The organism is Comamonas testosteroni (genome assembly GCF_030505195.1).
Lineage (GTDB): Bacteria > Pseudomonadota > Gammaproteobacteria > Burkholderiales > Burkholderiaceae_C > Comamonas > Comamonas testosteroni_G.
The window spans coordinates 4,593,198-4,606,043 of record NZ_CP129672.1 but is presented as its reverse complement, the minus strand read 5'-3'; the positions used below and the strand labels follow the sequence as shown (position 1 = coordinate 4,606,043).

Below are 12,846 nucleotides of genomic sequence, written 5' to 3'. Positions count from 1 at the left end.
CTGCACATGATGCACCACGCCCCCCAACCTTGGCGACCGTGCTTGCGCAACCGTCGATCGACCCTGGATCCCGTAACGCGCCTGTGCTTGCCTGTACGTCAACTCGCTTTTTTCTACCTGCTCGACCACTGCCAGCTTAAAAGCCAGCGTGTAATCCCTCTGGGTTCGCTTGGAGCCTGATTCCATGAGACTTGCCTTTTCCTTCAAGAAAAGGTGTCAACCTCCGGCAGGACGGATCACACAAATGAAAAAGGGAGCCTAACGACTCCCTTTTTCTTTAGCAATCGCCTCCCATCGAGGCGATATGTCGCTTACTTGCGCAGCAATTGCTTGAGCGCGGTCTGCAGGCGACGGGCAGATGCCTCATCGCTGGCACTGCTCAGCACAGTCGCCACATCCTGACCCCAGGTCTGCTGAGGCGAAGGATCGTTGCGGCGGGTCAGCATCTGCAGCTGCAGCGCACGGCGTGCCGTCAGCTGATCGGCAGGAGTGTGCACATCGGCAGCCATTTCCAGGCGCAGCAGGGCCTCTGCAGCATTGCCCTTGGGCGCAGCAGCCACAGCGCCGGACCAGGAAGAGCGCACAGGCGCCGTCACCTTGCCGCCCAGTTGCTGAGCCGATGGCAGCTGCGCAGCATCACGAGCCTGCCAGGCACCGAGCAACTGAGTCAGCGCTTCGCCGTGTGCCTGAGCCGCCAGCTTGCGCAGAGCTTCCTGGGCATGCTCCACGGCATCACGCTGGGCACGGAAGGCTGGATCGGCCAGGCGCGGCCCGCGCTCCTCACGCGTGAACTCGCGACGACCACGACCGGCATCGCGGCTGTCGCGACCATCACGGCCACCGCGCTCGCCACGCGCTGCATCGCGGCCACGGCCGCCATCCTTGCGATCGCCAGGACGAGCACCTGCAGCAGCTGCAGCTTCCTTCCTCATGCCAGGGCGGTCATCGCCACGCACGGCCACCACGGGGCGTGCCGGCTTGGCCACTGCAGCGGCTTCGCTCGCTTGCGCCTCAACAGCTTCAGACGCTTGCTCCGTCTGGGCCTGGTTTTCATCAGACTTGGCGGGCTGAGCCTTGATGGCTGCTTCGAGCTCGGCCAGCGCTGCGTGAATCTTTTGGACATCGCCGCTGGCATTGGCCGCCTCGACCGCCTTGGACGCATCCAGCACACGACGGTCATGCTCGGACAACTCAACCGCCACCGGGCTGCGACCACCGCGCTCCACGCTCTTGCGATTGAAGGCATCGTCCAGCGGCTTGCGGAATGCATCCCAGAGCTTTTGCTCGTGCTTGCGATCCAGTGGCACCACCTGGGCTTCGGCCTGCCAGCGCTGCTGCAGCGCCTTCACGGCGTCGATGCGCAGACTGGGGGCGGCACCCAAGGCCGTGGCTTCGTCGATCATGGCATGGCGACGCTCCAGGCTAGCCTTTTGTGCAGCCTGCAGGGGCGCTTCGGCAGCAGCCATGGCCTGCTTGAACAGGGGCTGCAGCTCGGCAAACAGCTTTTCGCCGATATGGCCGCTTTCACGCCAGCGCTCACCAAACTGGCGCAGCGCGCGCAACATGTTCTTCCAGTCCTGGCTGGCCGCATTGGCTGCAGCCCAGGCCTTGATTTCTTCGATCAGAGCCAGACGCTGAGCCTTGGCCTGCGTGCTGTCCTGACGAATCTTGTCGTGCCAGGACTCGACCACCTTGTAGGCTGCGTTGCAGGCCTCGTCAAACTTCTTCCACAGCGCATGATTGGCCACGGCACCTTGGTCGGCCTGCTTCCACTGTTCACGCAGGCTGCGCAGGGTTTCCTGGATCTTGCGACCACCCAGTGCCTGACCTTCGGGACGGTTGAGCAAGGCTTCTGCCTTGGCCACCAGGTCTTCGCGCAGTTTCTCGGCCAGATGGCGCTGCCAACCCTCGGCTTCACCGGCGGCCAACAGGGCCTCATGCACTTCGCCCACCAGCGCTTCGTCCACAAAGCGGCCATGGGCCTTGATGGCTGCGCGCATGGCCTGGACGGCTTCGGAGCCGGCCTGGCTGTTGCCAGCTGCAGTTTCAGCCTTCAGCGCCTGCAGGGCCTGATCCAGGCCAGCCTTGGCGGCTTCCACCTGTTCGGGCGTGGGCTTGCCACGGCCAGCAGCAGCTGCGCGCGGTGCAGCGGGCTTGCCCACTTCCACAGCAGCGGCTTCGGGAGGCAGACCGCGAGCCACGCGGATTTCGTCGGCCCAGACAGGAACCGTGGGCAACGGCGCAGCCTCGTCGGCGGCAGCGGCCTCGGTCTGTGCCAGTGCAGACTGGAAAGCATCCCAAACCAGCGCCAGTTGTGCAGAAGCTGCCTCCAGCTGAGGAGGGAAACGGCCGTCCACGCTGCTCCAGCTGGCATCGCCGGTCAGCTCCTTGGCCTGCTCCTGCCAACGCGCGACATCGACCCCCAGGGCTTCCAGCACCGCCTTGGCATCCTTCCAGGACTTGATGGACAGTACTTCGATGCGCTGCGCCAGCAGCAGCGCCACTTCGCGCTGCACCTGGGTGCGATGCTGCAGGTCTTCCACAGCCTTCACGCGCTCGCCCAGTCGGGCCTTGAACTGCGACAGAGGCTCGCGCGACAGCGCGGCACCGGCCTTGGCTGCATCACGCTGCCAGGCAGCTGCAGCTGCGGCATCGAAGGGCTCTGCAGCCAGCAGGGCCTGAGCCTTCTCGGCCCATTCCACGGAAATTTTTTCCTGATTGGCGGTACGACGGATTTCGTCAAGGCGCTCGCGCACGGCACGGGCAGCACTCTTGTCGCCCTTGCTCAGTTCCTTGTGAACGTCCTGGAGTTGCTCGACCGTGGGCTGAGTCGCCAACCAGTCGCGAATGCGCGCGGCGCGATCACCCGACGTCTCGGCGGAGAAAGCACCACCCGTCAATGCATCCAGCGGATGTTGCTCAGTATTCTTGGCAGAGGCCGGGTTCACTTCAGATGCATCAGACATGGTGCTGCTAGGAGAAATAGATGTCATGTAAGGGTCAGGAAATGCTTGGCAGCCAGCGCAGTCAACGCTGCAACAGGCCAGTGCCAACCCACATGAGGGCAGACTTTCCAAGCGCAAGCCCAGGCACATGAGCACCTGGGCAAACCGGTATTTTCGCCTTTATTTAAAGGCAAGCCAAAAAATGCGAAATCGAGGGGTGTTTTGCAGCACTTTCATCACTGCGCAGACAGGCTCAACTGGGCTCGTGGCGTCCAGTCCTTGTCCTGTGCATCCAGCTTGGGAGCACCCAGGAACAGACGCTCCAGCGGCAGCTGTTGGGTGGCTAGATAGTCCCGCACAGCCACGCCACGCGCCAGCGCCAGCTCGCGCATGGCATCGTCGGGCACGTTGATGCTGGCCACCAGCAGCGCCGTCATCTGGTCGGCAGGCAGGTCCTTTGCCATTCCGACCATATTGCGGGGCTTTTTGATGTCGGCACGGCCGTAAACGGCCTTGAGCAGAGCCGGGCGCTCGGCTTCGCTGAACTCCATCACCTCGTCGCCGCTCTTGCCTTCGCGAATCACGTTGCGGCGCTTTTGGGCCAGCAGCAGACGGTCCAGCTCTTCAGTCTTCCAGGCCTCCTTGTCTTGGGCCTCACGCGACTCGCCCACCACCGTCATCTTGAGCGCGGGACGGTCGTTGAGTGCCTTGACGATCTTGGCCAACTGCTCCCTGGCCTTTCCATCGAGCTTGGCGCTGCCCGGCGCAAAGTTGACTGCGCCCGACTCGTCGCCACCCGAAAACGCTCCCGACAACAGCGCAAACGGCGCGGTCACGGCCTTCATGATGATGTTGCCGATCACCTTGAAGATGATGGGCGCCAGACGGAACTGCGGGTCGTTGAGCGAGCCGCTCAGAGGCACATCGAGATCGATCACACCGTTGCGGTCGGACAGCAGGGCCACGGCCAGCTTGACGGGCAGCGATGCGGGCGCGCCTTCCACCTTGTCGCCAAAGGTCAGTTGGCGCAGCACCAGCTTGTTCGATGCCGTGAGCTGCCCATCAGGCTGCACCTTGTAGTTCACATCCATATAGAGCTTGCCGCGCTCGATGCCATAGCCCGCATACTTGATGGAATATGGAGACAGCGGCGACAGCTCCAGGTCATTCATCTGGGCGCGCACATCCAGCGCCAGAGGCTTGGCCAGCGGGTTGACCTTGCCGCTGATATCGAGCATCGCCGTACCCTGGGCCTTGCCCTTGATTTCAAGATCGGCCATTTGCGGCTCTACCTGGCCTGCAGGAGCCTGCGAAGAGAAGGCGCTCAGACGGCCGTTCAGCTCACTCAGATCGGCCGAATAGTTGGGCTGAATGAAGTAGTCGGAGAACTGCACCTTTCCGCCCGTCAGCACAATGGGCCCGACCTTGATGATGGGCATGGGGCCGGCATCTTCGGGCTTCACGTGCTCGGCCACGGGCTTGCTGCGTTCGGGCTTCTCGCCAGCAGCCGCCTGTGCGTTCGCCTCTTCGTTCTGCGCGACGGACTGCTCGGACTTTTCGGTCTTCACGATGTCCTGCAGATTGATGCGGCCGTTGCGCTGCACGATGACGCGCGCAAAAAAGTCGCTCAGCGCGGTTTCGCGCACGCTCACCCGCAGGGGCTGGGCCGGTTGCATATTCAGATCCAGGCCGCGCACCACCAGTGTTTTCCAGGCCAGCAAATCATCGCCCAGACCCAGACCTGTGCGCGCAGCCAATGCCTTGGCACGGTCTGCCGTGGAGTCATTGAGCACCGCCGTCAGCGCCCCCTTGGCGGTACTGGGCTTGCCCACCAGCTCCTGCACCGGAGCTGCAAGCGTGGAGCGTACGCGCAGGTCGTTGAGCTCCACATCGCCCAACACAGACAACTGCGGCCCCTTGGCATGGGCCAGATAGTTAAGCTTGCCCCGGAAGTTGCCGTCGGCACGCACCAGATCCACATTGAGCTTGTGACCGAAGTACGGCTCCAGCGCATGCAACGGCACGGCACGGGCCTGCAACTGACCTTGCGCCGAAACAGGGGCCAGACCCAACTGCCCATTGAACTGAATATGACCTGCCTGCACACGGCGACTGGCAGCCAGCTGAGCCGAGACCTCCAGCGGAGTCGGCGCTGCCTTGGCCGCCAGAGGCTCGAAAGCCCCCAGGCGTACGCGCAAGGCGCTCACATCCAGCTGCACGGGCCGCGCATTCGCGCCTTGCACAGGTGCTGCATCGCGAAACTGCAACGCACCGCCATCCACGGCAATCGCTGCCAACTTGACCGACCAGGGCTTGCCCGGCTCCGCCTTGCCGCCCTGCGTTGCCGGCTTGGCCGCAGGCGCTGCCACGGGCGCTGCCACGGGCAACCAACGCTCGTACATCCAGTGCCCTTGTGCGTCACGCATTGCCGCGAGTTGCGGCTTCTGCACGGCAATGGCCTGCACCTGCACCTGCCGGGCAGCAAGATCGACCTGAACGCCGCTGACCTTGATCTGCTCGATATTGACAGGGGCCTGCTTGTCCTGCAGTTGCAGCTTGTCAGCGGTCAGCTCTGTCACCTCTGCCACAACGTTGCCCTCACCCCAGGAGATCCGGGCATCGGCGCCCAGCATGGCGCTTAGCTGCGGCTTGAAGTGCGCTTCTATATAGGGCTGCACCCATTGCAGCGGCATCTGCTCGAGCTTGAGATTGAGACTGCCCGCCTTGTCCGTGGCTTCTCCATCCACAGCCAGCCTGGCTGCCCCTTCCCCCCGGGCCTGCTCAGCCGTTTGCAGGCCTGCAGTGGCCGTCAGTTGCAAAGGCGCATTCATGGGCCAAGCCAGATTCTTGGCCTGCAGCACCAAAGGAGCCAGAGTCAGGGCTGCAGGTGCCGCGCCTGTAGCCGCATCCCTCCAATGGACCGTAGCGCTATCAATATCGAACTGCTTTACGCTCACTGCGAGGGGCTGGGCGGGCGTCTCGGCCTTGGTACCCGCTTGGACCGAAGCCTTGGTGTCGGAGGAGTCAGACGCAGGCCCTGCATTCTCGGCAGGCGCTGCTGCAGCGGCGGACGGCGCATGCAACCCCAGCCAGTTGATCACGCCCTGCGCATTGCGGCTGGCATGAATCTCGGGTTTGACCCAGCGCATAGTCTCCAGCGCAATCTGGCTCTGCAGAGGTTGAGCATTCTGGAGCTGCAACTCCAGCGCCTCAAAGTTCAGCAGCGGCGCACTCTGGCGGTCTTGCAATACGACATTGCTCAGGGCCAGCTTGCCGCTGATGCTGACTACAGGCTGATCTTTTTGCTCGAAGCTGATCTGCAGATCCGTATCGAGCACTCCCGAGAGGGGTTGCACGGGAACGCTGGCAGGCACATAGCCCAGATAAGGGGCCAGATCGATTCGATCCCATTTGAGGTGCATCGCCGTCTGACGGGTGTCGGTGAACGGCGTGCTCTCGCCCGACGTGTCGAACTTGCTGCCGTTGAGATCGAATGCCAGATGCGGCAGCACCTTGATCTCGCGCTTGGACGCCAGATTGCTGATGAAAGGAATGCTCAGCTGCAAATCCTTGAGTTCATGCTTGCGCTGCACAAACTCGTCATTCAGTTCGATACGGCCATCGCGCAACGCAATGTTGTAGAGCGCAAAGCTCACGGGCTTGGACGGCTCTTCGTCCTTTGGCTCGGAGAGCCTGGCAATCACATCGTCGATATCGAGCTTGCCCAGTGAATGCTGGGTCAGGCGCACCACCGGCGCATCGACCTCGATCGCATCCAGCACAGGAGCGAGCCTGAACAAGGACTGCGCGCTGGCATTGATGAAGATGCGCTTGATCTCCAGCTGAGGTTCCGCTGCGGACTTCAGATTGGTTTGGCCTGAAGGGCTTTGTGCATCAGAACCATCAGCTACCTTTTTTATAGCTTTATCAATCACCAGATCATGCAAGGTGATGGACATGGCCCAGGGAGCAAACTCGATCTTGCCTACATGCACGCCACGCCCCAGCTTCTCGGAAGCCTGTTTTTCCAGCTGGCTCTTGGCGACCCAAGGCACTACCGCCCAAAGCAGCAGCCACAACAGCAAAAGAGCAAGAACAGACCAGATCAGCCGACGAAGCCAGCGATTCGATGTGAGCAAGGACATGGGTAATTGTTATTGATGCAGAGAATGAAAGCCTTCCAAGACTCTCAGGGGCGGGACCCGCCACGCGCCCGGAACACCACTGTACCTTGAGCGCACCCTGGTGTATCTAGATTGCGCTCTATATATAGATAGAGGCAAGAGGCGTTTACAGGGAGAAGTTTGCGCTATCGGAATACCCGCCAGAGGCCGATGCGCGCGGAAAAATGCAAACAATGCGCTGCGGAAAAAGACTCGCCGGAAATGACAAAGCCCGGAAGTGGCGAAACCGACTTCCGGGCTTTACGGCCGGTACCAGACCGGACCGTTTTTCGCGGTTCAAGGAGGGTGTGGTCCTTGCCGCTGGAAGCAAAGATTGCTCCCTTTTGTGCCTCAAGCGAAGATAAAGAGCAAGTGCCAACAGCCCATGGAATCAAAGGCCTCGGCGGAGTTTGCTTTTCCTTTCCTTTGGCAAGCACCTGCAACTTGCAGGCAGATTCACTATATCTGTGCTCGCGTAGGGCTACCAGGCTTTTTGCACTTTATTTCGCCTTGATGACAAATAAAACGATGTGAGCGTATACACCTCTTGAATCCGTGATTTTTTGCTGTAATTTTTCGAGCAAGCTGTACATTCATACAGTTTTTATATAATTTAAAAATCTAAAAAGTATTTTTGTTAGTGTTGACTGAATATTTAGAGCGCTTCTAGAATCCGCCAGCGCTCGAAATGAGCGTTTTTTGTTTCCGCTGCCTCACGACTGAGCAGACCGATCGGCGCCCCAAGGGGCGCTTTTAATCGGCCCGCAGCAAACCTCATCGGCCAGTTGTCCTGGTTGCTCCGCGAGATTGATCCGGTGCGACCTCGGGCGATAGCCAAGAAAGGACAAGCTATGCCAGCGTCAGGAAAATTAATCGCCTCCGCGCGAACGTTGGGCCATAAGACGGCCCACGGTTTTCTTGCTCTTACTCACAACGGTTTCGCCCTGCTGGGCTTGGCCGTGGCCATTTCGGCCCTGATTTTGATCTCTCGTCCGGACCTGCGTCTGGCCGGCGCCACCGAACTGCGCGAGTGGCTCGACACACGTCTGCCCGCCAGCACCGTTGTAGCGGCCGCCGAAGTGGAGGAAGCCCCTGCTTCCGCCAACATCGTCGTCGCCAGCGACCGCGCCACGGCCGTCAACCCCAAGAACCTGCCCAAGGAGCAGGCGGCTGTCGCCTACTGGCTCAGCAAAAAATACCGGGTGGCGCCCGAACCGATTGCCGCCCTGGTCAGCGAAGCCTATGCCCAGGGCAAGGCCAACAAGCTGGACCCGACGCTGATTCTGGCCATCATGGCGATTGAGTCGAGCTTCAACCCGTTTGCCCAAAGCTCGGTCGGCGCCCAGGGCCTGATGCAGGTGATGACCTCCGTGCACACCGACAAGTACGAAAGCTTTGGCGGCCAGCACGCGGCCTTCGACCCCGTCACCAATCTCAAGGTCGGAGTCAAGGTGCTCAAGGAGTGCATTGCCCGCGCCGGCTCCATCGAGGGTGGGCTGCGCTATTACGTGGGCGCAGCCAATCTTCCTTCGGACGGCGGCTATGCGGCCAAGGTGCTTGCCGAACACCAGCGCCTGCGCCAAGGCGTGGGTCTGCAGGCCAGCCCGCTGATGACGGCCAAGTCCGACGAAGCCACCAAGGTCTCTCACGCTCAGCAAGTGGCACTGGCCAACTCCAACCTCTAAGCGGCAGATCCCTGCATTTCTCAAGCTGGCTGCGGCCAGCTTTTTTTATGCCCCGGCCAGGGCCAGCGGGAAAAACGGGCATAGGCTCTGCGGCCATGCCGGCTCAGCTACACTAGCGGGTGTACGCAACTGGCGATAGGCGCAGAATTTTCTGCCGCTGACGTGGAATCCGGCAGACTGCAAGGTCTGTGAACCACCGGGGAGCGTACCGCCCAGGGTCGCAGCGACTGCAGCCTGCAAGCGTTTCAGCCGTTCGCCTGGGCAGCCCTTGGCCTCAAGGGAATTTCTAAGTTCACAGGACTGCCATGTTTCAACGCACCGATACCGTCGCGAAAGTCGACCCCGAACTGTTTGCAGCTATTGAAGCTGAAGACCATCGCCAGCAAGAGCACATCGAGCTGATCGCCAGCGAGAACTACTGCTCGCCTGCCGTGATGGAAGCCCAGGGCTCCCAGCTGACCAACAAGTACGCCGAAGGCTACCCCGGCAAGCGCTACTACGGTGGCTGCGAGCATGTGGACGTGGTCGAGCAACTGGCCATTGACCGCATCAAGCAGATCTTTGGCGCCGAAGCTGCCAACGTGCAACCCAATTCCGGCTCTCAGGCCAACCAGGCAGTGCTGATGGCTTTCGCCAAGCCCGGCGACACCATTCTGGGCATGAGCCTGGCCGAAGGCGGTCACCTGACCCACGGCATGGCGCTGAACATGTCCGGCAAATGGTTCAAGGCCGTCTCCTATGGCCTGAACGCCGACGAAGCCATCGACTACGACAAGCTCGAAGAGCTGGCGCGCGAGCACAAGCCCCGCATCATCGTGGCCGGCGCTTCCGCCTATGCCCTTCGCATCGACTTCGAGCGCTTCGCAAAAATCGCCAAGGAAGTCGGAGCCATCTTCTGGGTGGACATGGCCCACTATGCCGGTCTGATCGCCGCAGGCGTGTACCCCAACCCCGTGCCCCACGCCGACGTGGTCACCACCACCACTCACAAGAGCCTGCGCGGCCCTCGTGGCGGCGTGATCCTGATGAAGGCCGAGCACGAGAAGGCCATCAACAGCGCCATCTTCCCCGGCCTGCAAGGCGGCCCCCTGATGCATGTCATCGCCGGCAAGGCCGTGGCCTTCAAGGAAGCCCTGACTCCCGAGTTCAAGGCCTACCAGGAACAGGTCGTGAAGAATGCCAAGGTGTTTGCCGAGACGCTGACCGAGCGCGGTCTGCGCATCGTCTCCGGCCGCACCGAAAGCCACGTGATGCTGGTGGACCTGCGTGCCAAGGGCATTACCGGCAAGGCTGCCGAAGCGGCCCTGGGTCTGGCTCACATCACCGTGAACAAGAACGCCATCCCCAACGACCCCGAGAAGCCCTTCGTGACCAGCGGCATCCGTATCGGCACTCCTGCCATGACCACCCGTGGTTTCGGCGAGGAAGAAACCCGCATCACCGCCAACCTGGTGGCTGACGTGCTGGACAAGCCCGAAGACGAAGCCAACCTGGCCGCCGTGCGCGCCAAGGTGGCCGAGCTGACTGCCAAGTTCCCTGTCTACAGCAAGTAAATCCTGCTGCGCTGAGCTGCCATGAAGTGCCCCTTCTGCAACCACCCGGACACGCAAGTTGTTGAAACCCGCGAGTCCGAGGACGGGGGCTTCATCCGCCGCCGCCGCCGCTGTGGCGGCTGCGACAAGCGCTTCACGACCTACGAGCGCCCCGAGGTCAGCTTTCCGACCGTGGTCAAGAGAGACGGCCGGCGCATCGAATACGAGCGCGCCAAGCTGCAAGGCTCTTTTCAGATCGCGCTGCGCAAGCGCCCCGTGAGCACCGAGCTCATCGATGCAGCCATAGAGCGCATCGAGGACAGGCTGCTCAATCTGGGTCAGCGTGAAATCGACTCCAGCCGCCTCGGCGAGCTGGTGATGGACGAGCTCAAGGGCCTGGACAAGGTCGGCTATATCCGCTTTGCCAGCGTCTACCGCAGCTTCGAGGATGTGGACGACTTCAAGAACATCATGGATGAGGTTCGCAGTCCCAAGGCCAAGGCCGCCAGAAAGCCCCAGGCCTGAGCGCCGCCATGACAAAAGCCACCCTCGGGTGGCTTTTGTTTTGTGTGCCTGGCGGCAGGCAAACGCTATGAAATAGTGAGCACAAATCGCATGATGTAAAATGATATCAGATATATTTTCATCTTAAATCCTTAATGGACAAGCGTAATACGCTCCTTTAAAGGTAGCGCCATCGGGCCGCTGCGGCTTTGCTCGCGCACATGCTCGGCCAGGGCATCCAGATCCAGCATGCCGCCCACCACATCGATGCCTTGCGTGAAGATGCTGAAGTTGTCGCCGCCGCTGCCCAGATAGCTTTGCAGTCCCACACGGTAGTGCTGCGACATCTCGAGCCGCCGGCCGTTCAGGCGCAGCTCGCTCACACGCCGGCCTGCGGGCTGGCTGCGGTCGAAGCGGTAGCTGAAGCCCTCGGACACCTGCAGGATGCGCGGCGCGCTCACGGTGTTGCTGCCGCTGTCGAATTGCTGCTCCAGCGCCTGGCGAATCTGCTCGCCCGTCAGGCTCATCACCATCAGCGTATTGCCGAACGGCTGAACGCTGAACAGCTGTCCATAGGTCACGCTGCCGTCGACCGCAGGCACCAGGTCGGCGCGCACGCCGCCGGGGTTCACAAAGGCCAGCTGCGCCCCGCCCGCAGCGGCATCGCGCGTGGCCGCGAGTATGGAGTCGGCCACGATGCGCCCCATCACGCTTTCGCCATTGACTTGAGGCATGCGGCTGGCAGCTGCGGCCAGCCGCCCTGCCTCGGCTTCGGCCAGCGGCCGGGCCGCAGCCTGGTAGCGCGCCACCAGCGCCGCAACCTGGGCGTCGGCATCAAAGACCGGAAATTCGGGCTGCAGGCCCACCAGACCGGCAGGGTTGCGATAGGCCTCGCCCTGCACAATATTCTGGCGCGCCGATTTGCGGCTCACGCGGCGTGTGCGCGCATCCACCGTGAGCCTGACCTCGGTCAGCAGCGTGCCGTACTGGCCGGCGCTGGTCAGTAAAAACGGCTTGCGGGCATCCACCCTGGCGTAATCGCAAATATAGGAGCGATGGGTATGACCGGAGATCACCACATCGACCTCGCCCGAGAGCAGCTCCAGAATCGGCACGATGGCGCCGGAGAGGCCTTTGCAGCTATCGTCCTGCAGGCCGGACGTGGTGGCCCCGCCCTCATGGATCAGCACCACGATCACATCGGCCCCCTGCGCACGCAACTGTGGAATCAGCGCATTGGCCGTCTGCGCCTCGTCGGCAAACGTCAGCCCCCTGACCCCGCTGGGGCGCACCATATGCGGCGTGTTCCTGAGCGTCATGCCGATAAAGCCCACGCCTATGCGCAGACCGTCCTGCTCGAAGAACTTCACCCCGGTTGCCGGCAGCAGCGGCCGGCCGTCGCCGCGCAGTGTATTGGCCGCAAGAAACGGGAACTGCGCCCCCTTGAAGGGCTTGCTGATCTGGCAGGGCTGCTTGTTCGTGAACTTCTCGCAGCCACCGCTTTGCATGCGCAGCAGCTCGGCCACACCCTGGTCGTATTCGTGATTGCCGGTGGCCGCGAAGTCCACCCGCATGAGGTTGAGCACTTCTATCGTCGGCTCATCGAGAAACAGCGCAGAGACCATGGGCGAAGCCCCGATCATGTCCCCGGCCGCGACCAGCGCCACATGGCGGCTGGCCTGGCGGCGCTGCGCGATGGCCCGGGCCATGTAGGCCACGCCGCCAGCGGGCACGGCGACGTTCCGCCCCTGCGCATTCTGGGCCGTCACCGCCAGCCCGGGCGGCTCCAGATGGCCGTGCAGGTCATTGAAGCCCAGCACGGTGATCTCCATGCTGGCCGGCCTGAGCGCACCGCCACCACAGGCACTCAAACACAGCGCGAGCAGCGCAGCGCACATGGGACGGGAGGCATTGCGAAAAGCGCAACGCCAGCCTGGCGACAAGGCGCGAGACTGGCGTTGATCCGGTTTTTTGTCAGCTGCAACCATCGGACTCTCCTGAGTCAGAGGTTGTAACG

General features: G+C 62.1%; 6 protein-coding genes and 1 riboswitch. Of the genes, 3 read left to right on the top strand and 3 right to left on the bottom strand.

The genetic code is table 11. From position 1 onward, the window contains the following. Nucleotides 1-311 precede the first annotated feature (311 nt). Together QYQ99_RS21250 and QYQ99_RS21245 are read right to left on the bottom strand one after the other, a co-directional pair. Nucleotides 312-2,966 carry a DUF349 domain-containing protein gene (locus QYQ99_RS21250; RefSeq protein WP_302089901.1) on the bottom strand — a complete coding sequence of 885 codons (2,655 nt, stop codon included), beginning with the start codon at nt 2,964-2,966 and terminating at the stop codon, nt 312-314. 215 nt (nt 2,967-3,181) lie between these two features. Continuing rightward, nucleotides 3,182-7,090: a DUF748 domain-containing protein gene (locus QYQ99_RS21245; RefSeq protein ID WP_302089900.1), complete on the bottom strand. Its 3,909-nt coding sequence runs from the start codon at nt 7,088-7,090 to the stop codon at nt 3,182-3,184. A gap of 869 nt (nt 7,091-7,959) precedes the next feature. On the opposite strand from QYQ99_RS21245, the gene QYQ99_RS21240 reads away from it, so the two are divergent. The 3 genes from QYQ99_RS21240 (at nt 7,960) to nrdR (ending at nt 10,850) form a co-directional block, all read left to right on the top strand. Further along, nucleotides 7,960-8,793, top strand: coding sequence for a lytic transglycosylase domain-containing protein (locus tag QYQ99_RS21240; RefSeq protein ID WP_034348900.1), 834 nt, complete (start codon nt 7,960-7,962; stop codon nt 8,791-8,793). Between the two features lie 115 nt (nt 8,794-8,908). Next, nucleotides 8,909-9,063, top strand: a riboswitch (ZMP/ZTP riboswitch). A gap of 35 nt (nt 9,064-9,098) precedes the next feature. Further along, nucleotides 9,099-10,346 (top strand): serine hydroxymethyltransferase, encoded by a 1,248-nt coding sequence (gene glyA, locus QYQ99_RS21235; RefSeq protein WP_302089899.1) that lies wholly within the window; start codon nt 9,099-9,101, stop codon nt 10,344-10,346. A gap of 21 nt (nt 10,347-10,367) precedes the next feature. Continuing rightward, entirely contained in the window at nt 10,368-10,850 is a 483-nt protein-coding gene (nrdR, locus tag QYQ99_RS21230; protein WP_087081895.1) for a transcriptional regulator NrdR, read from the top strand. 131 nt (nt 10,851-10,981) lie between these two features. On the opposite strand, the gene QYQ99_RS21225 is transcribed toward nrdR, so the two are convergent. Further along, complete coding sequence (locus QYQ99_RS21225) at nt 10,982-12,817, bottom strand: bifunctional metallophosphatase/5'-nucleotidase (protein ID WP_302089898.1); 1,836 nt, start codon at nt 12,815-12,817, stop codon at nt 10,982-10,984. Nucleotides 12,818-12,846: the final 29 nt, after the last annotated feature.

What these genes read in the sequence shown, in the direction of transcription:
- QYQ99_RS21250 (WP_302089901.1), bottom strand. Translation starts at nt 2,966, where the DNA reads ATGTCTGATGCATCTGAAGTGAACCCGGCCTCTGCCAAGAATACTGAG.
- QYQ99_RS21245 (WP_302089900.1), bottom strand. Translation starts at nt 7,090, where the DNA reads ATGTCCTTGCTCACATCGAATCGCTGGCTTCGTCGGCTGATCTGGTCT.
- QYQ99_RS21240 (WP_034348900.1), top strand. Translation starts at nt 7,960, where the DNA reads ATGCCAGCGTCAGGAAAATTAATCGCCTCCGCGCGAACGTTGGGCCAT.
- glyA (WP_302089899.1), top strand. Translation starts at nt 9,099, where the DNA reads ATGTTTCAACGCACCGATACCGTCGCGAAAGTCGACCCCGAACTGTTT.
- nrdR (WP_087081895.1), top strand. Translation starts at nt 10,368, where the DNA reads ATGAAGTGCCCCTTCTGCAACCACCCGGACACGCAAGTTGTTGAAACC.
- QYQ99_RS21225 (WP_302089898.1), bottom strand. Translation starts at nt 12,817, where the DNA reads ATGGTTGCAGCTGACAAAAAACCGGATCAACGCCAGTCTCGCGCCTTG.